This window comes from Streptomyces sp. NPDC025793, from assembly GCF_055558375.1.
Genome location: NZ_JBVHMR010000002.1, coordinates 182,240 through 205,304, shown reverse-complemented (window position 1 = coordinate 205,304; position 23,065 = coordinate 182,240). Strand labels below are relative to the sequence as shown.

General features: G+C 69.6%; 22 protein-coding genes and 1 pseudogene. 12 read left to right on the top strand and 11 right to left on the bottom strand.

Annotation, left to right across the window (positions count from 1 at the left end):
• Nucleotides 1-24 precede the first annotated feature (24 nt).
• Complete coding sequence (locus tag ACZ4MF_RS04755; RefSeq protein ID WP_467489797.1) at nt 25-1,440, top strand: globin domain-containing protein; 1,416 nt, start codon at nt 25-27, stop codon at nt 1,438-1,440.
• A gap of 21 nt (nt 1,441-1,461) precedes the next feature.
• Here the strand turns inward: ACZ4MF_RS04755 and ACZ4MF_RS04750 are convergent, their stop codons facing one another.
• The 5 genes from ACZ4MF_RS04750 to ACZ4MF_RS04730 form a co-directional block, all read right to left on the bottom strand.
• Nucleotides 1,462-1,944: an NUDIX domain-containing protein gene (locus ACZ4MF_RS04750; protein WP_053660775.1), complete on the bottom strand. Its 483-nt coding sequence runs from the start codon at nt 1,942-1,944 to the stop codon at nt 1,462-1,464.
• Between the two features lie 86 nt (nt 1,945-2,030).
• Nucleotides 2,031-2,936 (bottom strand): LysR family transcriptional regulator, encoded by a 906-nt coding sequence (locus ACZ4MF_RS04745; protein WP_467489795.1) that lies wholly within the window; start codon nt 2,934-2,936, stop codon nt 2,031-2,033.
• 217 nt (nt 2,937-3,153) lie between these two features.
• Entirely contained in the window at nt 3,154-4,302 is a 1,149-nt protein-coding gene (locus ACZ4MF_RS04740) for a cystathionine gamma-lyase (protein ID WP_467489793.1), read from the bottom strand.
• Nucleotides 4,299-4,790 carry a low molecular weight protein-tyrosine-phosphatase gene (locus tag ACZ4MF_RS04735; protein ID WP_467489791.1) on the bottom strand — a complete coding sequence of 164 codons (492 nt, stop codon included), beginning with the start codon at nt 4,788-4,790 and terminating at the stop codon, nt 4,299-4,301. The genes ACZ4MF_RS04740 and ACZ4MF_RS04735 overlap by 4 nt, the downstream gene beginning before the upstream one ends.
• A 7-nt stretch (nt 4,791-4,797) precedes the next feature.
• On the bottom strand, nt 4,798-5,175 hold the full coding sequence (locus ACZ4MF_RS04730) for a phage holin family protein (RefSeq protein ID WP_071374949.1): 378 nt from the start codon (nt 5,173-5,175) through the stop codon (nt 4,798-4,800).
• Between the two features lie 59 nt (nt 5,176-5,234).
• Here ACZ4MF_RS04730 and ACZ4MF_RS04725 point away from each other — a divergent pair, with 59 nt between their 5' ends.
• The 4 genes from ACZ4MF_RS04725 (at nt 5,235) to ACZ4MF_RS04710 (ending at nt 7,736) form a co-directional block, all read left to right on the top strand.
• Nucleotides 5,235-5,552 (top strand): cupin domain-containing protein, encoded by a 318-nt coding sequence (locus tag ACZ4MF_RS04725; RefSeq protein ID WP_071374950.1) that lies wholly within the window; start codon nt 5,235-5,237, stop codon nt 5,550-5,552.
• 168 nt (nt 5,553-5,720) lie between these two features.
• The gene (locus ACZ4MF_RS04720; protein ID WP_094218693.1) at nt 5,721-5,933 is read left to right on the top strand and encodes a DUF5326 family protein; all 213 of its coding nucleotides are present in this window, start codon (nt 5,721-5,723) and stop codon (nt 5,931-5,933) included.
• Between the two features lie 441 nt (nt 5,934-6,374).
• Nucleotides 6,375-7,199 carry an IclR family transcriptional regulator gene (locus tag ACZ4MF_RS04715; RefSeq protein WP_467490648.1) on the top strand — a complete coding sequence of 275 codons (825 nt, stop codon included), beginning with the start codon at nt 6,375-6,377 and terminating at the stop codon, nt 7,197-7,199.
• A gap of 99 nt (nt 7,200-7,298) precedes the next feature.
• On the top strand, nt 7,299-7,736 hold the full coding sequence (locus ACZ4MF_RS04710; protein ID WP_071374953.1) for an SsgA family sporulation/cell division regulator: 438 nt from the start codon (nt 7,299-7,301) through the stop codon (nt 7,734-7,736).
• A gap of 110 nt (nt 7,737-7,846) precedes the next feature.
• Here the strand turns inward: ACZ4MF_RS04710 and ACZ4MF_RS04705 are convergent, their stop codons facing one another.
• Nucleotides 7,847-9,322, bottom strand: coding sequence for a YibE/F family protein (locus ACZ4MF_RS04705; protein WP_467489787.1), 1,476 nt, complete (start codon nt 9,320-9,322; stop codon nt 7,847-7,849).
• A 242-nt stretch (nt 9,323-9,564) separates the two neighbouring features.
• Here ACZ4MF_RS04705 and thiC point away from each other — a divergent pair, with 242 nt between their 5' ends.
• Nucleotides 9,565-11,367, top strand: coding sequence for a phosphomethylpyrimidine synthase ThiC (gene thiC, locus ACZ4MF_RS04700; RefSeq protein WP_467489785.1), 1,803 nt, complete (start codon nt 9,565-9,567; stop codon nt 11,365-11,367).
• Between the two features lie 90 nt (nt 11,368-11,457).
• Here thiC and ACZ4MF_RS04695 read toward each other — a convergent pair whose 3' ends face one another.
• Nucleotides 11,458-12,396 carry an NADP-dependent oxidoreductase gene (locus ACZ4MF_RS04695; RefSeq protein WP_467489783.1) on the bottom strand — a complete coding sequence of 313 codons (939 nt, stop codon included), beginning with the start codon at nt 12,394-12,396 and terminating at the stop codon, nt 11,458-11,460.
• Nucleotides 12,397-12,490: 94 nt separating this feature from the next.
• Here ACZ4MF_RS04695 and ACZ4MF_RS04690 point away from each other — a divergent pair, with 94 nt between their 5' ends.
• The 3 genes and pseudogenes from ACZ4MF_RS04690 (at nt 12,491) to ACZ4MF_RS04680 (ending at nt 14,458) form a co-directional block, all read left to right on the top strand.
• Nucleotides 12,491-12,889: a winged helix-turn-helix transcriptional regulator gene (locus ACZ4MF_RS04690; RefSeq protein ID WP_467489781.1), complete on the top strand. Its 399-nt coding sequence runs from the start codon at nt 12,491-12,493 to the stop codon at nt 12,887-12,889.
• Nucleotides 12,890-12,897: 8 nt separating this feature from the next.
• Nucleotides 12,898-13,029 (top strand): annotated as a pseudogene (locus ACZ4MF_RS04685) (thiamine biosynthesis protein ThiC); the annotation flags it as partial.
• A 163-nt stretch (nt 13,030-13,192) separates the two neighbouring features.
• Nucleotides 13,193-14,458 (top strand): DUF4241 domain-containing protein, encoded by a 1,266-nt coding sequence (locus ACZ4MF_RS04680; protein WP_467489779.1) that lies wholly within the window; start codon nt 13,193-13,195, stop codon nt 14,456-14,458.
• A gap of 377 nt (nt 14,459-14,835) precedes the next feature.
• Here ACZ4MF_RS04680 and ACZ4MF_RS04675 read toward each other — a convergent pair whose 3' ends face one another.
• From ACZ4MF_RS04675 to ACZ4MF_RS04665, 3 genes are all read right to left on the bottom strand, one after another.
• On the bottom strand, nt 14,836-15,699 hold the full coding sequence (locus tag ACZ4MF_RS04675; RefSeq protein ID WP_467489777.1) for a hypothetical protein: 864 nt from the start codon (nt 15,697-15,699) through the stop codon (nt 14,836-14,838).
• Between the two features lie 181 nt (nt 15,700-15,880).
• Nucleotides 15,881-16,984: a metallophosphoesterase gene (locus tag ACZ4MF_RS04670; RefSeq protein WP_467489775.1), complete on the bottom strand. Its 1,104-nt coding sequence runs from the start codon at nt 16,982-16,984 to the stop codon at nt 15,881-15,883.
• A 287-nt stretch (nt 16,985-17,271) separates the two neighbouring features.
• The gene (locus tag ACZ4MF_RS04665; RefSeq protein WP_467489773.1) at nt 17,272-18,384 is read right to left on the bottom strand and encodes a LacI family DNA-binding transcriptional regulator; all 1,113 of its coding nucleotides are present in this window, start codon (nt 18,382-18,384) and stop codon (nt 17,272-17,274) included.
• A gap of 432 nt (nt 18,385-18,816) precedes the next feature.
• On the opposite strand from ACZ4MF_RS04665, the gene hisC reads away from it, so the two are divergent.
• Complete coding sequence (gene hisC / locus ACZ4MF_RS04660; RefSeq protein WP_467489771.1) at nt 18,817-19,896, top strand: histidinol-phosphate transaminase; 1,080 nt, start codon at nt 18,817-18,819, stop codon at nt 19,894-19,896.
• 15 nt (nt 19,897-19,911) lie between these two features.
• Here the strand turns inward: hisC and ACZ4MF_RS04655 are convergent, their stop codons facing one another.
• Nucleotides 19,912-20,295 (bottom strand): cyclophilin-like fold protein, encoded by a 384-nt coding sequence (locus ACZ4MF_RS04655; RefSeq protein ID WP_467489769.1) that lies wholly within the window; start codon nt 20,293-20,295, stop codon nt 19,912-19,914.
• A 208-nt stretch (nt 20,296-20,503) separates the two neighbouring features.
• Between ACZ4MF_RS04655 and ACZ4MF_RS04650 the strand changes: the two genes are divergently transcribed.
• Together ACZ4MF_RS04650 and cydB are read left to right on the top strand one after the other, a co-directional pair.
• Nucleotides 20,504-22,012: a cytochrome ubiquinol oxidase subunit I gene (locus ACZ4MF_RS04650; protein ID WP_467489767.1), complete on the top strand. Its 1,509-nt coding sequence runs from the start codon at nt 20,504-20,506 to the stop codon at nt 22,010-22,012.
• Nucleotides 22,013-22,027: 15 nt separating this feature from the next.
• Entirely contained in the window at nt 22,028-23,032 is a 1,005-nt protein-coding gene (cydB, locus tag ACZ4MF_RS04645) for a cytochrome d ubiquinol oxidase subunit II (RefSeq protein WP_467489765.1), read from the top strand.
• The last annotated feature ends 33 nt before the right edge of the window (nt 23,033-23,065 follow it).

Here is a 23,065-nt window from a genome sequence, read left to right as displayed (position 1 = left end):
AGACGTTCGAGGCGAGGGCACACCATGGACGCTCCGACCACCACGCCGGGGGAGAACGGCACGTCGGACGGGGACGGCTGGTTCACGCCGCGCAAGGTGCCCTCGGCTCCACCGCCGGACGATGCCCGAGCGTTGGCCGCCGACGGCAGCACCGGGCACGGCCTTCCCAGACGCTCCGCCGAGGCACCGGACGGGCGAGCCGCCGTGCCACTTGCCGGGCCGGCATCGGACATGCCGGCCGCGCCGGCCGCGGACGCGCTCGCCTGGCCGTCGACGGACGTCGAGCGGGTGCCGGTGCAGCGGTCGGGACCGACGGCCGGGCAGGGTTCCCCGGACGCCCTGCTCATCCGTCGCACGATGGCCGAGATAGCCCCGATCGCCGACCAGGTCACGTCCTACTTCTACGCTCTGCTCTTCGTCCGCCACCCCGAGCTCCGTGAGCTGTTCCCGGCCGCGATGGACGTCCAGCGGGAACGCCTGCTGAAGTCCCTGCTCAAGGTGGCCGAGCACGTGGACGACACCGAAGTCCTCACCGACTACCTGCGGAACCTGGGCCGGGGCCACCGTAAGTACGGGACGCGCGCGGAGCACTATCCGGCCCTGGGGGAATGCCTCCTCGGCGCGCTGAGCGCGTACGCCGCCGCCGTCTGGACCCCCGAGACCGAGGCCGCCTGGGTACGGGCGTACACGAAGATGTCCCAGGCCATGATCGACGCGGCCGCGATGGACGAGCTGCGGGCCCCGGCCTGGTGGCACGCCGAGGTGGTCTCGCACGAGCTCAGGACCGCCGACGTCGCGGTCCTCACCGTCCGCCCCGACCAGCCCTACCCCTTCCTGGCCGGCCAGTACACGAGCGTGGAAACACCCTGGTGGCCGCGAGTATGGCGGCACTACTCCTTCGCCTCGGCGCCCCGTTCGGACGGACTGCTGACGTTTCATGTGAAGGCCGTACCGGCCGGCTGGGTCTCCAACGCGCTGGTGCACCGCGCCCGGCCCGGAGACGTCGTACGGCTCGGCGCCCCGGTCGGCTCGATGACCGTCGACCACACGACCGACAGCGGACTGCTCTGCCTGGGCGGCGGCACCGGCATCGCGCCCATCAAGGCCCTGGTCGAGGATGTCGTCGAGCACGGGGTGCGGCGGCCGGTCGAGGTGTTCTACGGCGCCCGCAGCGACCACGACCTGTACGCCATCGACACCCTGCTCGGCCTCCGGCAGATCCACCCCTGGCTCGCGGTCCGGGCGGTCACCGACCAGCAGACCCCTCTTCGGTTCCCCGACGCCGTCCGGGAGTACGGCCCCTGGAACGAGTACGACGCCTACCTCTCGGGACCGCCCGGAATGATCCGCAGCGGCATCGACGTGCTGCGGGACATCGGCGTCCCGTCACGCCGAATACGGCACGACGCCGTGGAGGAACTGCCCACTGCCGGGAGCTGAGGGATCGGGGAATGGGGCGCGCTATCCGAGGTCGGGAGCGTGCATGGCCCGTACGCCCTCGATATTGCCGTCCAGGTAGTGGCGCAGCGACAGCGGGACGAGGTGGACGGAGGCGATGCCGACCCGGGTGAACGGGACGCGCACGATCTCGTACTCTCCGGCGGGCTCGTCCACTTCGGGGCCGTGCCGCAGGGACGGATCCATGGACTCCAGACGGCAGACGAAGAAGTGCTGCACCTTCACGCCGGTCGCGCCGCCGTCCTCGCCGATGTGTTCCACCGTGTCCACGAAACACGGCACGACATCGGTGATCTTGGCTCCGAGTTCCTCGTACACCTCGCGGTGCAAGGCGTCCACGACAGTCGGATCCCCGGGCTCGACCCCACCACCGGGAGTGACCCAGTAGGGATCGACACCGGGCTTGGTGCGCTTGATCAGGATCAGGTCGTCACCGTCCAGGAGGACGGCACGCGCGGTGCGCTTGACCACGGGTCGGACGGTCATGGGAGAAATGTGGCCCAGCTGGTTCCACGTGAAACATCTGGCTTCCACGTGAAACATCTGCCCGCGCGAACGCCTTGGTGCGCAGGTCAGCCCCAGCCCGTGGCCGCCCGATGGAGCCACTCGTGGGCCCGTGCCACATGGGGCATGGCAAGGGTTCCGGTGCGCACCACCAGGAAGTACGTGCGCAGCGGCGGCACCGCCGGATCGTGCAGCGTCACGATCGCGCCCTCGGCCAGGGCCGGGGCGCAGAGATAGCGGGGCAGCACCGCCAGCCCGGCACCGGCGATCGTGCAGGCCAGCACGGCTCGCAGATCCGGGACGACGACCGCGCCCGAGGCGGCGGGGCGGGAGTCGAAGACGGAGGCCCAGTAGTGCGAGACCAGGGGCAGCGACTCGTGGACCTCGACGACGGGCAGGTCCTCCAGCGCCGACGCCCCCTTCAGGCGCAGCTCCTCCGCACCGATCCGTTCCACCCAGCGAGGAGCGGCGACCAGCACGTGTTCCTCGTCGCAGAGAGGAGTCGCGGTGAGCAGAGCGCCGCGCGGCCGGGCCGTACTGATGGCCAGATCATGGTGTCCTGCTGCCAGGCCTTCCAGGGTTTCCTCGGCCGTGCCGAAGGAGGCGCGCAGCGCGTAGCCCTGGCCGTCGTCGCCGGTCAGCTCGGTGAGGGCGGGCAGAGCGCGTTCAGCGGTGAACTCGGGCGGGCCGGCGAGGTGCAGGGTTCTCAGCGAGGAGTCGTCGTCCAGGCCGCTCTCGGCTATCTCCACCAGGGCGTCGAGGTGGGGCGCGGCCTTGTGCGCGAGTTCGTCGCCGATGGTCGTCGGGGTCACCCCGCGTGCCTGCCGGAGGAAGAGCGGTTTGCCCAGCTGGCGTTCCAGCGTGCGGATCTGTGAGGTGACGGCGGGCTGGGAGAGGCCGAGCAGTGCCGCGGCGCGGGTGAAGGAGCCGGCCCGGTGCACGGTGACGAAAGTGCGCAGCAAGGCCAGATCCACGGTTTCCCCTCTCCTGTCCCTGCCTTCCCCCGGCGCCCCCAGGCAGGCACCAACTATAAATATGTCGATACGTTGCTGTCGCTAGCGTGATTGGACACTGACAGAGAGTCAACTAGCCTTGTTCGCACGGTTCTTCGCGCGGAGAGCCGAAGACGGTCCGAGCCACGAGGGGGGAGGCTCGGACCGTCGTGCGGTTCAGGGGTGTGACGCGAGTTCCTCACTCGGCGGACTCGTCCAGGGCCCGCAGCACGTCCGCGATCAGGTCCTCGGGGTCCTCGGCGCCGACGGACATCCGGATGAAGCCCTCCGGCACGTCGTCCCCGCCCCAGCGGCGCCGCCGCTCGGCCGTCGAGCGCACCCCGCCGAAGCTCGTCGCGTCCTCCACCAGGCGCACGGACGCGAGAAAACGCTCGGCACGCACGCGCGTGGGCAGGGTGAAGGAGACCACGCACCCGTAGCGGCGCATCTGCCGCGCGGCGACCTGGTGCGCCGGGTCGCCGGGCAGCCCGGGGTGGCGCAGGCCGGACACCTCGGGCCGCTGCTTCAGCGCCTCGGCGAGCGCGAGGGCGGTGGTGTTCTGCCGTTCGACACGCAAGGCGAGCGTGGCGATGGACCGGTGCGCGAGCCAGGCCTCCATGGGCCCGGAGATCGCGCCGACGATCTTGCGCCAGCGGCGTACGGAGGCCATTACCTCGGCGTCCCGGCCGGCGACGTAGCCGAGCAGCACGTCCCCGTGCCCGGTGAGCTGCTTGGTGCCGCTGGCCACGGAGAAGTCGGCACCCAGCTCCAGCGGGCGCTGGCCGAGCGGGGTGGCGAGGGTGTTGTCGACGGCCACCAGTGTGCCCTGTGCGTGGGCCGCCGCCACCAGCCGCCGGATGTCGCACACGTCCAGCCCCGGGTTCGACGGGGACTCGATCCACAGCAGCCGGGCGCCGTCGAGGACCTCCAGCTGGCGGTCCCCGCCGGTGGGCGCCGTGCGCACCTCGATGCCGTACGCCTCCAGCTGGGTGCGGACCAGAGGAAGCACCTGGTAGCCGTCGGAGGGCAGCACCACCGAGTCCCCGGCGCGCAGCTGGGAGAACAGCACGGAGGAGATCGCCGCCATGCCGGACGCGAAGACGAGTGTCTCGACGTCGTCCCGCCCGGGCGCCTCCAGCTCGCCGATGGCCCGCTCCAGCAGCGTCCAGGTCGGGTTCTCGTCACGGCCGTACAGGTACGGGCCCGTCGCCTCGCCGGGCAGGTGGAAGTGCGCCGCGAACACCGGCCCGGGCAGGGTCGGTTCGTGCTTGACCGGCTCGGGCAGTCCCGCGCGCACCGCGCGCGTGCTCTCGCCGACCCGGCCCGGGTCCGCGGCGGCCTCGCTCATGCGGCCCGCCCTTCCAGGCGCCCCCGTACGGCGGCGAGCAGCCCGGTGCTCGCCGCCTCCACCATGGCAAGACATTCCTCGAAGCCGTCGCGGTGTCCGTAGTACGGATCCGGTACGTCGAGGTCGTCGCCCGCGGCGGGGTCGTAGGAGCGCAGCAGGCGCACCTTCAGGGCGTCCTCCTCGGTGGGGGCGAGGCGGCGCAGGGCCTTCAGATGGCCGCTGTCGAGGGCGATCACGAGGTCGAGGCGGGCGAACCACGACGGCTGGAACTGCCGCGCGACGTGCTCGCCGTCGTAGCCGTGCTCCTCGAGCACCGAGACGGCGCGCGGGTCGGCGGGATCGCCCTCGTGCCAGCCGCCGGTACCGGCGCTGCCGACCTCGACCCGGTCCTCGAGCCCGGCCTCGGCCACCCGCGCGCGGAAGGCGGATTCGGCCATCGGGGAGCGGCAGATGTTGCCGGTGCACACGAAGCAGACGCGGTAGGTCATGGCGTGCTCAGTCCTCGTCCGGCAGGACCATGTGCAGGGCCCAGGAGACGACGGAGATGATCAGACCGCCGAGAACGGCCGTCCAGAAGCCCTCCACATGGAAGCTCAGCGAGAGCTTGCCGCACACCCAGGAGGTCAACAGCAGCATCAGCGCGTTCACGACCAGGGTGATCAGGCCGAGGGTGAGGATGAACAGTGGGAAGGTGAGCACCTTCACGATCGGCTTGACCAGCCAGTTGACCAGACCGAAGATCAGCGCGACCACGATCAGCGTGCCGGCCTTCTTGGCGGTGTTGTCACCGGTCAGGGTGATCTTGTCGAGCAGCCACACGGCGACTGCGAGGGCGCCTGCGTTGGCGATCGTCTTGACTACGAAATTCTTCATGTGTCTGATCGTGGCAGACCCGATCGGAACCGAGCAGTGAGACGAGGGCGACAGCGGCGATGAAGGCATTCCGGCTGGACGAACTGGAGGCGGAGCGCGCCGCCAACGAGGGGGCCTACCTTCAGTTCCTGCGGGAGCGGAACATGTCGGTCGGTCTGTACGCGCTCAACGCGGGCGAGCACGACCCGCAGAAGCCGCACAACCAGGACGAGGTGTACTTCGTGGTGAGCGGCCGAGCGTCGATCACGGTCGGCATGGAGACGACCGAGGTGGCACGGGGCAGCGTCGTCTACGTCCCGGCCGGGGTCGCCCACAAGTTCCACCACATCAGCGAGGATCTGAGGGTTCTCGTCGTCTTCTCTCCGCCCGAGGCGTGAGACCGGGCCTCGGGGTTCCCTAGGGGACGGGTCAGGGGAGGACAAGGGACGACAGACCCCCGCAGGGCCCCCTCGCGGCTCTAGCATCGAATGCGGAACATCAACGGCGTACGAGAACGCAGACGTACGACGACGCATACGACATACGACAACGCAAAGGAAAAGGCGATGCGAGAGATCTTCGCGGGACTGCCGTGGTGGGTGAAGTGGGTCGCGGTGCCGGTCATCGCCCTGGTCGTGTTCGGCAGCCTGATAGCGACCGTCGTCGGGTTCGTGATCGGCCTGCTGTTCAAGGCGCTGGTCTTCGTCGCGCTGGTCGGCGGACTGATCTACATCGTGCGCAAGTTCATGTCGAACTCCTCGTCGCGCAGCGACTGGTGACGGCACGCGGGGACTGGTGAGCGAATCACGCGATCACCGGTCCCGGCCGGGGTGACGGGTTCCCTCGGGGGAGGGAAGTTTCCCCGCGAGGCCGTCTGCACGCGGTGGCGGACGGTTAAAGTCCGGAACTCCCCGCGGGTCAGGCCCCGTGGGTGGCGCAGACCCCTCCGTGCTCTTCCCCGGCACGGGCTGCCCATCGCGCTCCGGGAGTACCTCTTGGCCACGGTCGACACCGCACCGGCAGAATCCCACGTACCCCCCAACCCGCCGCGTCCCTGCGTACCTCCCACACGGCGCGCGCCCACCGTGGCCGTCCCCGGACAGCCGCACTCGGCGGACATCGACTCCGCCGCCGCCCTTCCCGCGGACTCGTCCCGTCCTCCCCGCTCCCCTGACGCCGCCGGGCCACCGCCGCCCGGCGACTCGAACCGGCCGCAATCCATGGCCGGTTCCGGCCGACGCCCCTCCGCGGGCCTGCTCGTCCAGCCGCGCTCCGCGGACGCCCCGGAGCCCGCGACCGCCGCGACGCTCATCGGATCCGTCCAGCGCGCGATGCGCCTGCTGGAGACGGTCGCCGAGCATGTCTACGGCGCCCCCGCCAAGCAGCTGGCGCGCGAGACCGGCCTCGCCCTGCCGACGACGTACCACCTGCTGCGCACACTGGTCCACGAGGGCTATCTGCGCCGCGAGAAGGGGCTGTTCTTCCTCGGTGACGCGGCCGAGCGGCTGGGCAGCAGCGGAGCCCAGCAGAAACGTCGCAGCGCGGTCGCGGACACGCTCGCGCACTGGCGCGATTCCATCGGTGTGCCGGTGTACTACGCGATGTACCGGGACGGCGAGATCGAGGTCATGTGCGTCTCCGACTCTCCCGAGGTGCCCGCGGTCGAGGAGTGGGCCGACTTCCGGGCGACTGGCCACGCGCACGCGATCGGGCAGTGTCTGCTCTCCCAACTGGACGAGGACGCCCGCCGCGACCATCTCGCCCGCTACCCCGTGCAGCCCATCACGCCGTACACGGTGCGGGACAACGAGGCCCTCCTACGGCGGCTGGCCCGGACGAGGCGGATGGAGCCGGTGGTGGAGCGCCAGGAGTACGTGCTCGGGACGGTCTGTGCCGCGGTCCCGATCACGGTCGGCACCACCGTGGCCACGATGGCCATGTCGCTGCCTGTCAGCCAGGCCGACCGGCTGCTGCCCGCGGCTCATCGGCTTCAGGCGGAGATCGGGCGCCACCTGGGGACCCTCAGCCTCTCTATCAGTATCTGAAAACTTACTCCTTGTGATGCGCTGTGTACGTTCAGCAAGATTTGACCCACGCTTAGAGGGCCACTCCCAGCCAGTCGATGTCATATGACGGGGTAGACGATGCGCGAGTCCGTACAGGCAGAAGTCATGATGAGCTTTCTCGTTTCGGAGGAGCTCTCCTTCCGCATTCCGGTGGAGTTGCGCTACGAGACCGATGATCCCTATGCCGTGCGGCTCACCTTCCATCTGCCCGGTGACGCTCCGGTGACCTGGGCTTTCGGGCGCGAGCTGCTGATCGACGGCGTCGGCCGGCCGTGCGGGGAAGGGGATGTGCACATCGCCCCCGCCGATTCCGAGGCGCTCGGTGAAGTGTTGATCAGGCTGCAGGTCGGTGGCGACCAGGCGCTGTTCCGCTCGTCGACGCCGCCGCTCGTGGCCTTTCTGGACCGCACCGACAAGCTGGTGCCGCTGGGTCAGGAGGGTGCGCTCGCCGATTTCGACGCGCATCTGGAGGAGGCCCTGGACCGCATCCTGGCCGAGGAACAGAGCGCCGGCTGAAGCGTTACGGCAGGGGGCTCAGGGCCTCCGCGTGGTGCGTGGAGCTATGCAGGAACGCTTCTTTGGGACATCCGACGTGGCCGCGCCTCACCTCCGCAGGGGCTGACGCCTCACCGCTTCCGGCGCCGGCCCCGGCCGCCGCGTGCCGGGGCGGGCTGGGCGCCGTTGCCGGCCGGGGCGTCCGGGCCGGGGCGGTCGGCGGAGACCACCAGCGCGGCGAGCGCGGTGGTGAGCGGGACCGAGGCGACCAGACCGATCGAGCCCACCAGGGTGCGCACGATCTCCTCGGCCACCAGCTCGCTGTTGGCCACCGTTCCGATGCTGCTCTGCGCGATCGAGAACAGCAGCAGCAGCGGCAGCGCGGCGCCGGCGTAGGCGAGGACGAGGGTGTTGACCACGGAGGCGATGTGGTCGCGGCCGATGCGGATGCCCGCCCGGTACAGCGCGCGCCGGCCCAGCGAGGGGTTGGCCTCGTGCAGCTCCCAGACGGCCGACGTCTGTGTCACCGTCACGTCGTCCAAGACGCCGAGCGAGCCGATGATGACACCGGCGAGCAGCAGACCGCTCATGTCGATCTTCGGGTAGAGGCCGTGGATCAGGCCGGTTTGGTCGTCGGTGTTGCCGGTGAGCGCGGCCCAGTCGATGAACTGTGAGCCGAGGATGCCGATCAGCGCCAGTGAGGCGAGCGTGCCGAGCACGGCCACCGATGTGCGGGCGGACAGGCCGTGGCACAGGTAGAGGGCGATCAGCATGATCGTGCTGGACCCGATCACCGCCACGAGGAGAGGGTTCGACCCTTGCAGGATTGCGGGCAGGATGAAGAAGTTCAGCACCATGAAGCTGATGGCCAGCGCGACGAGTGCCATGACGCCGCGCAGTCGGCCCACGACCACGACGGCGAGGGCGAAGATCCCGGCCAGCAGGCCCATCGGGAAGCGGCGGTTGACGTCGGTGACGGAGTACTGCAGGTCCTTGGGCGCGGAGGGTTCGTATGCGGCTACGACGGCCTCGCCCTGGTGTAGCTGCCGTGGCTGGTCGGGCTGCACGATCTCGGTGAAGGTGCGGCCCTTGTCCTTGCCGGTGTCGATCCGGATCGTGGCCTTGTGACAGGCGCCGTTCGCCTCTTGCTGGGCCGAGTTGCCCTCGGCGGTGGCGGTGTCGCCGGTGGGGGTCTCGCCGGAGGCGTTCACCGACTTGCAGCTGACCTCGACGACCTGGGTGACGGTGGCCTGCTGGGTCTGCTGGTCGAAGCCGACGCCGGTGCGCTTGTGCGGCGGCGCACCGCCCGGCCACAGCACCACGAGCCCCACCACGACCGCGGCGGTGAAGGGGATCAGGATCGCCGCGATGACCTTGCGCAGGTGCCGGGAGACCGGCGCGGCAGACCCATGACTGTGGCTGTGACCGTGGCCGTGTGCGTGACCAGGGGCTTGCGGCTGACCGTGCCCGTGCGCGTGGCCGCGGTCGTGACGATGGTCGTCGTCCCCGCCGGATCCCCGGCCTGAGCCGTGGCCGTCGCCTGCCGCTGAGCCGTCCCGGCGGCGCGGCTCGGGGGGCTGGTACGGGTACTGCTCGGTCCTGGTCACCGCCCGATCATTGCAAGAACGCCCGGGGGCCCACTGTTCAGTACGCCACATATGACGCTAGCGTGGAGGCACCTTTGCACACGCGGGAGCTCGGAGCACCGGGCTGAGAGGGCGCTGACCTCCGTATTCGCGATGTTTCACGTGGAACGACGTCTGTTTCACGGGAAGCACCGGCAGACGGAAACCGCTGCGTCGACCGCCGAACCTGTTACCGGGTAATGCCGGCGTAGGGAGTAGGTCTCATGACCAACAAGGACGCACGCACGCCTGTCTCCGTTCAGGACGAGAAGTCCCAGGAGACCGGGAAGTCCATCGGCTGGCACAAGGCGTACGTCGAGGGCTCGCGCCCCGACCTGCGCGTGCCGGTCCGCCAGGTGCACCTCACTAACGGGCAGTCGGTCACGCTGTACGACACGTCGGGCCCGTACACCGATCCAGTCGCCGACACCGATGTCCGCAGGGGACTGTCGCCGCTGCGGGAGAACTGGATCATCGCTCGCGGTGACACCGAGGAGTACGCGGGCCGTCCCGTCCGCCCCGAGGACGACGGGATCAAGCACACGTCACCGCGCGGCGGGCTGCGCAACCTCGACGCGGTCTTCCCGGGACGGCCGCGCCAGCCGCGCCGGGGCCGCAGTGGCCAGGCGGTGACGCAGCTCGCCTACGCGCGCCGGGGCGAGATCACTCCGGAGATGGAGTACGTGGCCATCAGGGAGAACGTTTCGCCCGAGGTGGTCCGCGAGGAGATCGCGGCCGGCCGCGCGGTGCTGCCGGCCAACGTCAACCACCCGGAGATCGAGCCGATGATCATCGGCAAGCGGTTCCTGGTGAAGGTCAACGCCAACATCGGCAACTCCGCGGTGACCTCCTCCATCGAGGAGGAGGTGGAGAAGATGACCTGGGCGACCCGGTGGGGCGCCGACACGGTCATGGACCTGTCCACCGGCCGCAACATCCACACGACGCGCGAGTGGGTGCTGCGCAACTCCCCCGTTCCCATCGGCACGGTGCCGCTCTACCAGGCCCTGGAGAAGGTCGACGGCAGGGCCGAGGAGCTGACCTGGGAGATCTACAAGGACACGGTCATCGAGCAGGCCGAGCAGGGCGTGGACTACATGACCGTCCACGCGGGCGTCCGGCTGCCGTACGTGCCGCTCACCGCCAACCGCAAGACCGGCATCGTCTCGCGTGGTGGCTCGATCATGGCCGCGTGGTGCCTCGCGCACCACAAGGAGTCGTTCCTGTACGAGAACTTCGAGGAGCTGTGCGAGATCCTCGCCGCCTACGACGTCACGTACTCGCTGGGCGACGGCCTGCGGCCGGGTTCGATCGCGGACGCCAACGACGAGGCGCAGTTCGCGGAGTTGCGTACGCTCGGGGAACTCAACACGATCGCCAAGCGTTTCCACGTACAGACCATGATCGAGGGCCCGGGACACGTCCCGATGCACAAGATCAAGGAGAACATCGACCTTCAGCAGGAGATCTGCGATGAGGCTCCGTTCTATACGCTCGGCCCGCTGACGACGGACGTCGCTCCGGCGTACGACCACATCACCTCCGGCATCGGTGCCGCGATGATCGCCTGGTGGGGTACGGCGATGCTCTGCTACGTCACGCCCAAGGAGCACCTGGGCCTGCCCAACCGGGACGACGTCAAGACCGGCGTCATCACCTACAAGATCGCCGCCCACGCGGCCGACCTCGCCAAGGGGCACCCGGGCGCGCAGGAGTGGGACGACGCGCTGTCCGACGCCCGCTTCGAGTTCCGGTGGGAGGACCAGTTCAACCTCGCGCTGGACCCGGACACGGCACGGGAGTTCCACGACGAGACCCTGCCGGCCGAGCCCGCCAAGACGGCCCACTTCTGCTCCATGTGTGGGCCGAAGTTCTGCAGCATGAAGATTAGCCAAAGCATCACAGAGCGGTTCGGTGGCGCGATGGCTGAGGGGGCGTCGGCGGAGGAGGTCGCCGAGGGGATGCTCCAGAAGTCGAAGGAGTTCGCCGAGGCGGGGAACCGGGTGTATCTGCCGATCGCGGACTGAGTCCCGGCTGCAAGCGGTCCGCGTTTCCGAGTCGACATGAGGGCGTCACGCGAAGCGCGGACCATGCCGGTTGCTTGGTGATCGAGTCGATCACGGCACAAGGACGATCTTGCCCATGGTGCGCTTGGCCTCGATGGTGCGGTGGGCCTCCGACGCTTCGGCCAGCGGGTAGGTCTGCTGCACCGTGACCCGTAGCCGACCTGCCTCGATGCGTTCGGTGATCCGATCCAGCAACTCACCGGAGGGCTCGGACGCGACCCATGCATAGCGCAGTCCGCGGGTGGCTGCCTGCCGCTCGTCCGTACCCGGGTCGATCGACGCGCCGATGAGCAGACCATCCGGCCGGAGCACATCGAGAGAGCGCGGCCCGTAGGAACCGCCGACCAGGTCCAGGACCGCGTCGACCGGAGCCACGGCCGTCCGGAAGTCGGTGGTGGTGTAGTCGATCAGTTCGTCGGCACCCAGTTCGCGAAGGAGGTCATGACGGGCCGCCCGTGCGGTACCGATGACGTGCGCCCCCAACTCCTTGGCCAGCTGCACCGCGACGTGACCGACGCCGCCCGCCGCCGCGTGGATCAGTACGCGGTCGCCGGGCTGAACCCGGGCCAGCACGGCCAGCGCCTGCCAAGCGGTGAACGCGACCAGAGGCACAGCCCCCGCGTGCACCAGGCCGAGGTTCTTGGGCGCGAGAGCCAGCGCGTCGGCCGGCACGGCAGTGAACTCGGCGTACGCGCCGTATCGGGTGACCGACAGCATGCCGTACACCTTGTCGCCCGGTGCGAACCGCGTAACGCCCTCACCGACCTGCTCGACGACACCGGCCACGTCGTTGCCCGGCGTCCACGGCAGGGTGACCAGCTCCGGCACACGACCAGCGCGGAGCACCGCGTCACCCGGGTTGACTCCGGCACCGGCGACCCGCAGCAATACCTCACCGGGGCCGGGCTCGGGCACGTCGGTCTCGGTGTAGGTGAGCTCCTCGGGGCCGCCGAACGCGGTCTGGACGATGGCATGCATGCGGGCGGACATCAGAACTCCTTGTCAGTGGGTCGCGGTGCGTCCCATGGTCGGCCCGAGTGATAACAGTGCGGAAGAAGGCACTTATCTGATATCGAGGTTCCTCATGGATACCGGCTTCGACCTGAGGAAACACGGTGGTGTGGACGTCTTCCTGCGTGACTGCCCCACGCGTGCCGTGCTGGAGCTGATCGCCAGCAAGTGGACCATGCTGGTACTGGTGGCGCTTGAGGACGGCCGACCCATGCGGTTCGCGGAACTGCGGCGGCGGCTGGATGGCGTGACCCCGAAGGTGCTGACGCAGACCCTGCGCGCGCTGGAACGCGAAGGCCTGCTGACGCGGACTGTGTTCCCGACCGTGCCACCGCGCGTGGAGTACCAGCTGACCAGACTGGGCCAGGAGGCAGGTGGGCTGGTGCAGAGCATCACCGACTGGTCGCAGGCGAATATCGCCGCATTCCAGACGGCCAGGAAGACATTCGACGAGCGTGAGACTCAGGGCTGATCATGTCCAGCATGAAGATCTCGCAGGACATCCGCCGCGAACACGGCGGCAGCCGGGTCGAGATCGAGGAGGGCATGGCCCAGAAGCCGAAGGACTTCGCGGCGAGCGGTAACAGGGTGTACCTGCCGATCGCCGACTGACGGCTCTCCGGAGCGGTGCTCACAGGTGAAGGGCCGTGAGCACCGCCCGGCCGCGCTCACAGGTGCTCGGGCGCCCACGGCCCCGTCCTCGGCCCGTTGTCAGAGGCGGACGCTACGGTCGATTGCAGCGCAGCAACCTGTCAGGCGTGGAGGGGGAATCGACATGGCCGACGACGGACGCACCGTGCTGGTGTCGTACGCCAAGGGGTGGGATCTGTCCTCGTGCAGCGCCCTGGAACCGCTCACACGGGCCGAGGCCGAGGCCCGGGACCGGGCGGAGCAGCCGTATGTGATGGTCCATCGGGTCCCGGGGCGGACCGTGCCGGTCGAGGTCCATCTCGTGGCCTGGGCGGACCACTACGTGGGGGTGTGGGCGTACGACGAGCGTGGCCGCCGTACGCAGGAGCTGGACTGGCGCCTGCTCGAACCGGGGAGCCTGTTCCTGCGCCACCGGTCGGAGTGGCGCTATGAGTCCCCGGAGCAGGCCGAGTTCGCGCAGGACGCCTGGCGCACGACGACGGACCTCTACCCGGGCGGCAGGGGCCGCACGGTGTCCGAGCCGCAGGGTGTCCTGGGCCCGTCACGGCACGGACGCCCGGACGTGCCCGAGGCCGAGCGCCGGCGGGACCGGGCGCAGTTCGGCGTGGCAGGCGTCGGAAGCCCGCTCCTGGCCGCACCGTCCCTGCGCGGCCGGCACGCGGACGCCCCGGCGGCGCCCGCCGCTGACGGCATACCCGTGGCGCCGTCCCCCTGGCTGCCGCCGCGCCCGACCGCACCGTCACACCTGAGCGAGTTGTTCCGGCCCGGCACGCGGCTGGCCACGAAGGACGAGCCGGAGATGACCGTCGCCACCGTGCGGGAGATCGCGGTGCTGCGGGTGCCGAGCGGCAGACTCGCCGTCGACTGCCCCCTGACGACGGACGACGGCGGGCAGCGCGAGCTGCTGGAGCGCATTCCGCCGGGCGCGTACCCGGTGCAGGAGACCGTGCTCAGCTACGAGTTGGAGTACGACGACGAGGTGTTCCCCACGGAGGAGGGCGCCGCCGTCCGGCTCCTGGTCGACACCGAACCGGCGGTCACCTGGGAGCCGGCGCTCGCCGAGGGCGAGGACCCGAGGCTGTTGCGGCACCACGAGGCCTACGGCTTCGCCACGGATGCCGCGCTGGGCGGCTTCGCCGACTCCGCCGCGTGGGACGTGCTCGCGGACAAGTACCGGCGCTACGGCATGGACGGGGAGGAGCTCGCGGGCGAGCGGGTCGGCGACAGCTACTGTGTGCGCACCTCGGAGAGCGCGAGCGGCGCTGACCTCATCCAGTTCGCCACCGGGGGAGACGGAGTGTGGCCGGTCTGGCTGGGCCGCTCGGCGTCCGGGAAGCTGGTCTCCGTCGTGGTCGTGTGCGTCTATCTTCTGGACCTCAGGGTCCTGTGAGCCGTGCGATGAGTTCGTCCACCTCGTGGCGGAGGGCGGTTTCCGCAAGCCCGACGGCTTCGCGGACCTCGTCCGCGGTGCCGGTTCGGAGACCGAAGCGACGGAGACGGCCCGGGACGCGAGCCCGGAGCTGATGCCGGGCGAGGGCGCCGACAGTGTGCGCGCCGCTCTGGCGGACGCCGAGCGGGCCCTGGGCATCGACGGCGAGCGGCGGGCCGCCGCCGCCCTCGTCCGGCACCGCCGGGACGCAGCCCCGGTGAACTCGCCGCCCCGAACTGGTCGTTCGAGACGGCGGCGCGGCCGGGCACCGGGCACCGCGGAGCCGCGCCCGGGGCGCCGGCCGCCCCGGGGCGCCTGGGCTGCCGGCTGCCGTGGGGCTACTCGGGGCGGTGGTCCGGGCCGCCGAAGTCCGGGCTCGTGTAGTCGGGGCTGGTGAAACCCGTGCGGCCGGACTCGGTGCCGTTGTCGGGGCTGCTGAAGCCGGGGCGGTCGTAGCCCAGGCGGGGCATCCGGCCGGTCGGGGCTGACGGGGTCGTGCGCAGCCGTGCGGGGGCCGGTCCGGGCTCGGCGAGCGCCTCGCACAGAAACGGCAGGATCCCGCGCTCCAGCAGGGCGCTGCGCCAGGCCTCTCTGGCCCTGTCCAGTTCCTTGTGCGCCGCGTTCAGCGTCTGGGCCTGGGCCGAGGAGCTGTTGCGCAGGGCGGTGAGCAGCAGTCCTACGGCGGCGACGAGGATCGCGGCCGCGGTCACGGCGCCGAACACCCAGCCGGCGGTGAGCATGGTGTCGCCGAAGGTCTGGCCGGGATTCAGCGTCTTCAGGATGTAGCCGATGAGGAGGAAGATCGCCGCGGCGGTCCCGGACAGCACGGGAGCCAGTACGGCGACGACCGCGATGGCGCCCGCGCCGGTGTTCTCGGCCGGCTCGCCGAAGGCGGTGGTGAGCCCGGCCGTGGCCGGACCCGGCTCCGCGGAACCGGAATCGCCGCTGACGGCAGGGGCCATCGCCGGGTGGCGCAGTTCGTCGCGGACCTCGATGTAGTGCTCGTACTCGCTTGCGGCGGCCTCCGTGATCAGGGCGGTGGCGTTGAGCGCCATGGTGCGCAGCTGTTCGGAGTTGAGCCGCTGTCCGACAGCGGCCAGTTCCGGTCGGTGTGGTGCGGAGCGCAGCGCCTCATCGAGGAGCCGCTCGAATTCCTGGCGGTCCTCGCTCAGCAGGTGCTGCGGAACGCTGTTCATGTGCATCCCCCGATGCTCCGTAGGGCTTGGGGCTCGCACGCCGGCGAGCCGTCGGGCAGAAACGGAGGGGAGCCTGCTACGGATAAGCCGATGGTAGAGCCGTGAGGGTGCGCGGTGACAGGGGGTTGCGGAAATTGCGTTCCGGCCTGCGCGTACTCCGCCGGGGGGACGCCTTCCCGGAGAACGGTCAGTTATCCAGAGGAAGTTGCCGGACCAGTAGCTTTCCGGCCATGGTCACGCCGCCGTCCATCGCGATGGCGAGCCCGTCGGCGTACACGTGCGGTCCCTCCACGACCGGACCGCTGCCCTCCTCGCCGTCCTCGGAGCCGACTTCGCCGAGGAGGTAGGGAATCGGGCTGTGACCGTGAACGATGCGGGTACCGCCGTACGTATCGAGGAGGGAACGGACGGCGTCTGCACCCCCCTCGTCACGGAAGGAGAAGCGCTTGGTGAACTTGCGGAACAGATCCCAGCACTCGTCCGCGTCATTGCGGGTGAGGGTCTCGCGGACCGTGTCGTTGACCGCCTCGATCGAGTCGCCGTAGTCGAGGTAGGCGGTGGTGTCCGAGTGCACCAGCAGATAGCCGTCGACCTCCTCGACGGCGTCGAGGCGGGCCATCCACTGGAGGTGGTGGTCCTGGAGGCGGTCCATGTCGGTCTTCTGGCCGCCGTTGAGCAGCCAGGCCGCCTGGAAGGTGGCGGTGCCGGCGCCGGAGTTGACGGGGGTGTCGCCGAACCGCTTGGCGCCGAGCAGAAGCAGCTCGTGGTTGCCCATGAGGGCCTTGCAGTAGCCGCCCGCGGCGGCGGCCTCGGCGGACAGCCGCATCACGAGGTCGATGACGCCGATGCCGTCGGGTCCGCGGTCGGTGAAGTCGCCGAGGAACCACAGCCGGGCATCGCCCGCGCACCACTGGCCCGAGGCGTCGACGAGCCCCTGCTCCTGGAGCGCGGTCATCAGTTCGTCGAGGTATCCGTGCACGTCGCCGACGACGAAGAGCGGTCCGGAGCCGGACGCGGGCTGCGGCACCGGGGCCGCGGGCGCCGGTTCGGCCTGGACCTGGACGGTGTCGGTGCGGGTGATGACCGGCAGGTCGCGCCGGGTGGGCGTGTAGCCGTCGGGATACGCCTCGTCGGCGGGCGGCACGGCGTCGCCCGGATGGGGCTGCGCGGCGTCACCCGGGTCGGCGGTGCGGACGTACGGACCGGTCTCGTGGACGTACGCCGGTACCCGGAAGTCGCGCAGCGTCGCCGTCCGCTCCACCTCGGGTCCCTGACCGGCCCCCTGAGTCATCAGACCCCTCCACCATCGCGCCGCAGCTGCACCGCTTCGGACTGCCTGGTCGCAGCGGTCCGCGGTGTCGTGGGCCCATCATAGGAATGCGCGTCGCGCCGTGTGATGACCCAGGGGTGGTGAATCGGAACAGGACTCCAGTTCACCGCCGCTTTCGCCCCGTTTCGGCAGGTGTTCGGCCTGGTTCGCGCCGACCGGACCCCCGGCAGGCGGGCCGGTCGCCGACCCGCCGGGTCCCCTCCACCCGCCGCCGGGAGTACGGGGTGCGCGCCCCGTACTGTGCGGCCCTAGGCCCGGTCCGGTGACCGCGGCGGGCTCACCGTCGTGCGCGGGGGACGCCGCTGGGAGGAGGTGCGCACGATCAGCTCGGTCGGTATCACCTGCTCGACCGGATGGTCCGACTCGACGCCCTCGATGGCGTCGATCAGGAGCTGGATTACCGCGGTGCCGATGCGGCGCGGCTTCAGGGAGAGCGTGGTGATGGGCGGCTCGGTGCTGGCGTAGACCGTGGATTCGCTGCAGCACACCAGCAGCAGGTCGTCGGGGACGCGCAGCCCGTAGCGGCGGGCGGCGGCGAGCAGGTCGGTGCCGTTGGGGTCGAACAGGCCGTAGACCGCGTCGGGCCGGTCGGGGCGGGCCAGGAGCCGGTCCGCGGCGACGGCGCCCGCGCACGGGTCGTGCGCCGGATAGGCCTCGTAGACCGGGGTCTGGCCGACCCGTTCGCACCAGCGCAGGTAGGCCGTGGTCGACAGATGCGTGTACGTGTCCGTCGAGGTGCCCGTGAGCAGGCCGATACGGCGGGCGCCGGCGGCGGCGAGATGGTCGAGGATGCCGAGTACGGCGGCCTCGTGGTCGTTGTCGACCCAGGCGGTGACGGGCAGCGCGCCGGCCGGGCGGCCGTCGGAGACGACCGGGAGCCCCTGCCGGACCAGCTCGCTGACCACCGGATCCTGGTCGGAGGGGTCGATGACGACCGTGCCGTCCAGGGCGACGTTGGACCACACGTCGTGGCGGGAGGTCGCGGGCAGGATGACGAGGGCGTAGCCGCGGGCGAGCGCCGCCGACGTGGCGGCCCGGGCCATCTCCGCGAAGTAGGCGAACTCCGTGAAGGTGAAAGGTTCATCCCCGTACGTCGTCACGGTCAGGCCGATGAGGCCCGACTTGCCGGTACGGAGGGTGCGGGCGGCGGCCGAGGGGCGGTACCCGAGCCGGTCGGCGACCTCGCGGACATGGCGCCGGGTGGCATCCGGGAGCCGGCCCTTGCCGTTGAGGGCGTCGGACACGGTCGTGATGGAGACTCCGGCGGCGGCGGCCACGTCTCTGATGCCCGCCCGGCCCGGCCGACTGCCTCGACGTGAGGTTTCCGCGCGGCTCACCTGGTGCTTCCCTGCTGCTGTCATGGCGAGCCGATAGTAGGGCTCATGCGGTGGGGTAGTGCGGACGCATATGCACGCGTTGACAGGCACGTTTCTGCATGGTCATTCGTGGTCAACTGCCTTAGAAAGAAAGACATTTGAACGATCCAGGGGTAAGACGTGGCGTGGTGACGCGTGTGGGCCTGCCAAGTGCCTGATGTCTCGAAGAGGTCTCAACTCACCTGCACGGGGGATGCGCGCCACGGCGCAAGCCACCGGCGCATAGATATATGTACGGCGCGCCCCCGGAAACGTACGCCTTCGTGCCAGGATGCCCGCGATGGCGCCGAGGAGGGGCGAGGTTCTCCTGTCGCCGTCCCCGCAACCTGTACGCACCGGGGCCGAATCCTCATAAGGTGTGGAGTATTGGAAGCCGGCGGTGTCGACGGTCCGCCGGTGGTCGCGAGGAGGACTGCGGTGAGCGAGACGAGCCCGAAGCTGCGCGCCGAGCTGGAGGGTATTCCTACCTACAAGCCGGGCAAGCCCGCCACGGCCGAAGGGCCGGTCGCCTACAAGCTGTCCTCCAACGAGAACCCGTACCCGCCGCTGCCCGGCGTGATGGAGAGCGTCACGGCGGCCGCGGCCGACTTCAACCGCTACCCGGACATGGCCTGCACCGGGCTGATGAACGAGCTGTCGCAGCGCTTCGGCGTTCCGCTCTCCCACCTGGCCACCGGCACCGGCTCCGTGGGCGTCGCCCAGCAGCTCGTCCAGGCCACCAGCGGCCCCGGCGACGAGGTGATCTACGCCTGGCGGTCCTTCGAGGCGTACCCGATCATCACGCAGGTCAGCGGTGCCCGGTCGGTGCAGGTGCCGCTCACGCCCGGTGATGTGCACGACCTGGACGCGATGGTGGAGGCGATCACCGGCCGGACGCGGCTGATCTTCGTCTGCAACCCCAACAACCCGACCGGCACGGTGGTGCGGCGGGCCGAGCTGGAGCGGTTCCTCGACCGGGTGCCCGGCGATGTGCTGGTGGTGTTGGACGAGGCCTACCGGGAGTTCATCCGCGACCCCGAGGTGCCCGACGGTGTCGAGATCTACCGGAACCGCCCCAACGTTTGCGTCCTGCGCACGTTCTCCAAGGCCTACGGGCTCGCCGGGCTGCGGGTCGGTTTCGCGATCGCCCATGAGCCGGTCGCGGCGGCGCTGCGCAAGACGGCGGTACCCTTCGGCGTCAGCCAGCTCGCACAGGAGGCGGCGATCGCCTCGCTGCGGGCCGAGGACGAACTGCTGGGCCGGGTCGGCTCGTTGGTGGGGGAGCGCACACGCGTGGTCGACGCGCTGCGCGGCCAGGGCTGGACGGTACCGGAGACGCAGGCCAACTTCGTCTGGCTGCGCCTCGGGGAGCGTGCGGTCGCGTTCGCCCAGGCCTGTGAGCAGCACGGAGTGGTGGTCCGGCCGTTCCCCGGCGAGGGTGTGCGGGTCACGGTCGGCGAGACCGAGGCGAACGACATCTTCCTGAAGGTGGCGGAGTCGTTCCGCAAGGACCTGTAGCCCCCGGCAGGAGGGTCAGTCCTGGTCTCCGGCCAGCTCCACGCGGACGGGGTCGCCGTCCCGTACGGTCGCCAGGGCCCGGGGGTCTCCGTCGAGGTGCCCCAGGATGTTGCACGGACTCGCGAGGCGGCACTCGTCGCCTCGCGAGATCGGTGTGGGGCCATAGGGGAGAGCGAGCGCGTCGCCGTCCGTCCAGAAGGCCACGGTGCCCGGCTCCACGACCTGCCGGGCGTCCGTTTCACGTGAAACGGAGAAACCTGTGTCGAAATACACCTCCTCGCCCCAGGTGTGGGCGCTGGAGGAGAACGGCAGTGCCTTGGCGAGGGCCTGCGTGGTCGGCGTGTCTGCGTCGAGGGTCGCGGTGATGTGCCCCGCGGGCCAGGAGATCCGTATCTGCATGGCGCGCAATTCAACAAGATGTTGAAGTCGCTGCCAAGGCCTTGACTTCGTGGCACTACAGCCACCCCGCCTCGCCGGGCTGAAAATCAGTGCGTCATAATGGCTTGTGAATGTGAACGCGTTCACAAGCGCGTCCCGATTGCTCCCATGATGTGTGTGGCAAAAGGGGCAAACTGCCGCTACCACGGCGAAGTAAGGAGCTGACGACGTGGAATTGGCTTTGGCGCCGGAGACACTGGCGCGATGGCAGTTCGGCATCACCACCGTCTACCACTTCCTGTTCGTCCCGCTGACGATCTCCCTGGCCGCCCTCACGGCCGGGCTTCAGACGGCCTGGGTGCGCACGGAGAAGGAGAAGTACCTCAGGGCGACCAAGTTCTGGGGCAAGCTCTTCCTGATCAACATCGCCATGGGTGTGGTCACCGGCATCGTGCAGGAGTTCCAGTTCGGCATGAACTGGTCCGACTACTCGCGGTTCGTCGGTGACATCTTCGGTGCGCCGCTCGCCTTCGAGGCGCTGATCGCGTTCTTCTTCGAGTCCACCTTCATCGGCCTGTGGATCTTCGGCTGGGACAAGCTCCCCAAGAAGATCCATCTGGCCTGCATCTGGATGGTCTCGATCGGCACGATCCTGTCGGCGTACTTCATCCTCGCCGCCAACTCCTGGATGCAGCACCCGGTCGGTTACAAGATCGACAAGGCCAGGGGGCGTGCCGAGCTCACCGACTTCTGGGCCGTGCTGACCCAGAACACTGCGCTCAGCCAGGCCTTCCACACCCTGACGGCGGCCTTCCTGACCGGTGGCGCCTTCATGGTCGGTGTCTCCGCCTACCATCTGGCCCGCAAGAAGCATATCCGCGAGATGAAGACCTCGCTGCGGCTGGGCCTGATCACCGTGGTCATCGCCGGCATGCTCACCGCGATCAGCGGCGACACCCTCGGCAAGGTCATGTTCAAGCAGCAGCCCATGAAGATGGCAGCGGCCGAGGCGCTGTGGGACGGGCAGAAGCCGGCACCCTTCTCGATCTTCGCCTACGGCGACGTGCAGAAGGGCCACAACACCGTGGCCATAGAGATCCCCGGCCTGCTGTCCTTTCTGGCCAACGACGACTTCACCTCGTACGTCCCCGGCATCAACGACGTCAACAAGGCCGAGCAGCAGAAGTTCGGCCCGGGCGACTACCGGCCCAACATCCCGGTCGCCTTCTGGGGCTTCCGCTGGATGATCGGCTTCGGCATGGCCTCCTTCGCGATCGGCCTGGCCGGGCTGTGGCTGACCCGCAAGAAGTTCATGCTGCCGCAGCATCTGCGGGTCGGTGAGGACGAGGTGCCGCACCTGGTGCTGTTCAAGAACAAGGCACTCGGCTCGAAGCTGTCCCCCTGGTACTGGCGCATCGCGACCTGGACTCTGGCCTTCCCGCTGATAGCCAACTCCTGGGGCTGGATCTTCACCGAGACGGGCCGCCAGCCGTGGGCCGTCTACGGCGTCCTCCAGACCCGCGACGCGGTCTCCCCCGGGGTCTCCCAGGCCGAGGTCCTCACCTCGATGATCGTCTTCACGTCGCTGTACGCGATCCTCGCCGTGGTCGAGGTCAAGCTGCTCGCGAAGTACGTCAAGGCCGGTCCGCCCGAGCTGACCGAGGCCGACCTCAACCCGCCCACGAAGATCGGCGGCGACACCCGTGACGCCGACAAGCCGATGGCCTTCTCTTACTAGGCCGGGGGAACAGTCATGCATCTTCACGACGTCTGGTTCGTCCTGATCGCCGTCCTGTGGACCGGCTACTTCTTCCTGGAGGGCTTCGACTTCGGGATCGGCATCCTCACCAAGCTGCTGGCCCGCGACCGGCCGGAGCGCCGGGTGCTGATCAACACCATCGGGCCCGTCTGGGACGGCAACGAGGTGTGGCTGCTCACGGCCGGCGGTGCGACCTTCGCGGCCTTCCCGGACTGGTACGCCACCCTCTTCTCCGGCTTCTATCTGCCTCTGCTGGTCATCCTGGTCTGCCTGATCCTCCGGGGCGTCGCCTTCGAGTACCGCGCGAAGCGGCCCGAGGAGAACTGGCAGCGCAACTGGGAGCACACGATCTTCTGGACCTCGCTGATCCCGGCCTTCCTGTGGGGCGTGGCCTTCGGGAACATCGTGCGAGGCGTGAAGATCGACCAGCATTTCGAATACGTCGGCAGCGTCTGGGACCTGCTCAACCCCTACGCCCTGCTCGGCGGCCTGGTCACGCTCACCCTCTTCACCTTCCACGGCGCGGTGTTCACCGCGCTCAAGACCGTGGGGGACATCCGGGTGCGGGCACGGAAGCTGGCCCTGCGGGTCGGTCTCGTCGCGGCCGTGGTGGCTCTCGCCTTCCTGCTGTGGACGCAGGACCACAGCGGTAACGGCAGGAGCCTGGTGGCCCTGATCGTGGCTGTCGCCGCGCTGGTCGCCGCTCTGGTGGCCAACCAGGCCGGGCGCGAAGGATGGTCGTTCGCCCTGTCCGGCCTCACCATCGTGGCCGCCGTGGCGATGCTCTTCCTGTCGCTCTTCCCGAACGTCATGCCGTCCACCCTGAACGGGGACTGGAGCCTGACGGTCACCAACGCCTCGTCGAGCCCGTACACCTTGAAGATCATGACCTGGTGTGCGGCGATCGCCACCCCGCTCGTCATGCTCTACCAGGGCTGGACGTACTGGGTGTTCCGCAAGCGGATCGGCACGCAGCACATCGCCGATATCGCGCACTGAGTCCGCCGAGGGTGTGTTTCACGTGAAACACAC

What these genes read in the sequence shown, in the direction of transcription:
- ACZ4MF_RS04740 (WP_467489793.1), bottom strand. Translation starts at nt 4,302, where the DNA reads ATGAGCGAGGCCGCCGCGGACCCGGGCCGGGTCGGCGAGAGCACGCGC.
- ACZ4MF_RS04690 (WP_467489781.1), top strand. Translation starts at nt 12,491, where the DNA reads ATGGATACCGGCTTCGACCTGAGGAAACACGGTGGTGTGGACGTCTTC.
- ACZ4MF_RS04720 (WP_094218693.1), top strand. Translation starts at nt 5,721, where the DNA reads ATGCGAGAGATCTTCGCGGGACTGCCGTGGTGGGTGAAGTGGGTCGCG.
- ACZ4MF_RS04755 (WP_467489797.1), top strand. Translation starts at nt 25, where the DNA reads ATGGACGCTCCGACCACCACGCCGGGGGAGAACGGCACGTCGGACGGG.
- ACZ4MF_RS04675 (WP_467489777.1), bottom strand. Translation starts at nt 15,699, where the DNA reads ATGCACATGAACAGCGTTCCGCAGCACCTGCTGAGCGAGGACCGCCAG.
- ACZ4MF_RS04725 (WP_071374950.1), top strand. Translation starts at nt 5,235, where the DNA reads ATGAAGGCATTCCGGCTGGACGAACTGGAGGCGGAGCGCGCCGCCAAC.
- ACZ4MF_RS04730 (WP_071374949.1), bottom strand. Translation starts at nt 5,175, where the DNA reads ATGAAGAATTTCGTAGTCAAGACGATCGCCAACGCAGGCGCCCTCGCA.
- ACZ4MF_RS04715 (WP_467490648.1), top strand. Translation starts at nt 6,375, where the DNA reads ATGGCCGGTTCCGGCCGACGCCCCTCCGCGGGCCTGCTCGTCCAGCCG.
- ACZ4MF_RS04695 (WP_467489783.1), bottom strand. Translation starts at nt 12,396, where the DNA reads ATGTCCGCCCGCATGCATGCCATCGTCCAGACCGCGTTCGGCGGCCCC.
- ACZ4MF_RS04665 (WP_467489773.1), bottom strand. Translation starts at nt 18,384, where the DNA reads ATGACAGCAGCAGGGAAGCACCAGGTGAGCCGCGCGGAAACCTCACGT.
- cydB (WP_467489765.1), top strand. Translation starts at nt 22,028, where the DNA reads ATGCATCTTCACGACGTCTGGTTCGTCCTGATCGCCGTCCTGTGGACC.
- ACZ4MF_RS04655 (WP_467489769.1), bottom strand. Translation starts at nt 20,295, where the DNA reads ATGCAGATACGGATCTCCTGGCCCGCGGGGCACATCACCGCGACCCTC.
- ACZ4MF_RS04670 (WP_467489775.1), bottom strand. Translation starts at nt 16,984, where the DNA reads ATGACTCAGGGGGCCGGTCAGGGACCCGAGGTGGAGCGGACGGCGACG.
- ACZ4MF_RS04735 (WP_467489791.1), bottom strand. Translation starts at nt 4,790, where the DNA reads ATGACCTACCGCGTCTGCTTCGTGTGCACCGGCAACATCTGCCGCTCC.
- thiC (WP_467489785.1), top strand. Translation starts at nt 9,565, where the DNA reads ATGACCAACAAGGACGCACGCACGCCTGTCTCCGTTCAGGACGAGAAG.
- ACZ4MF_RS04750 (WP_053660775.1), bottom strand. Translation starts at nt 1,944, where the DNA reads ATGACCGTCCGACCCGTGGTCAAGCGCACCGCGCGTGCCGTCCTCCTG.
- ACZ4MF_RS04710 (WP_071374953.1), top strand. Translation starts at nt 7,299, where the DNA reads ATGCGCGAGTCCGTACAGGCAGAAGTCATGATGAGCTTTCTCGTTTCG.
- ACZ4MF_RS04680 (WP_467489779.1), top strand. Translation starts at nt 13,193, where the DNA reads ATGGCCGACGACGGACGCACCGTGCTGGTGTCGTACGCCAAGGGGTGG.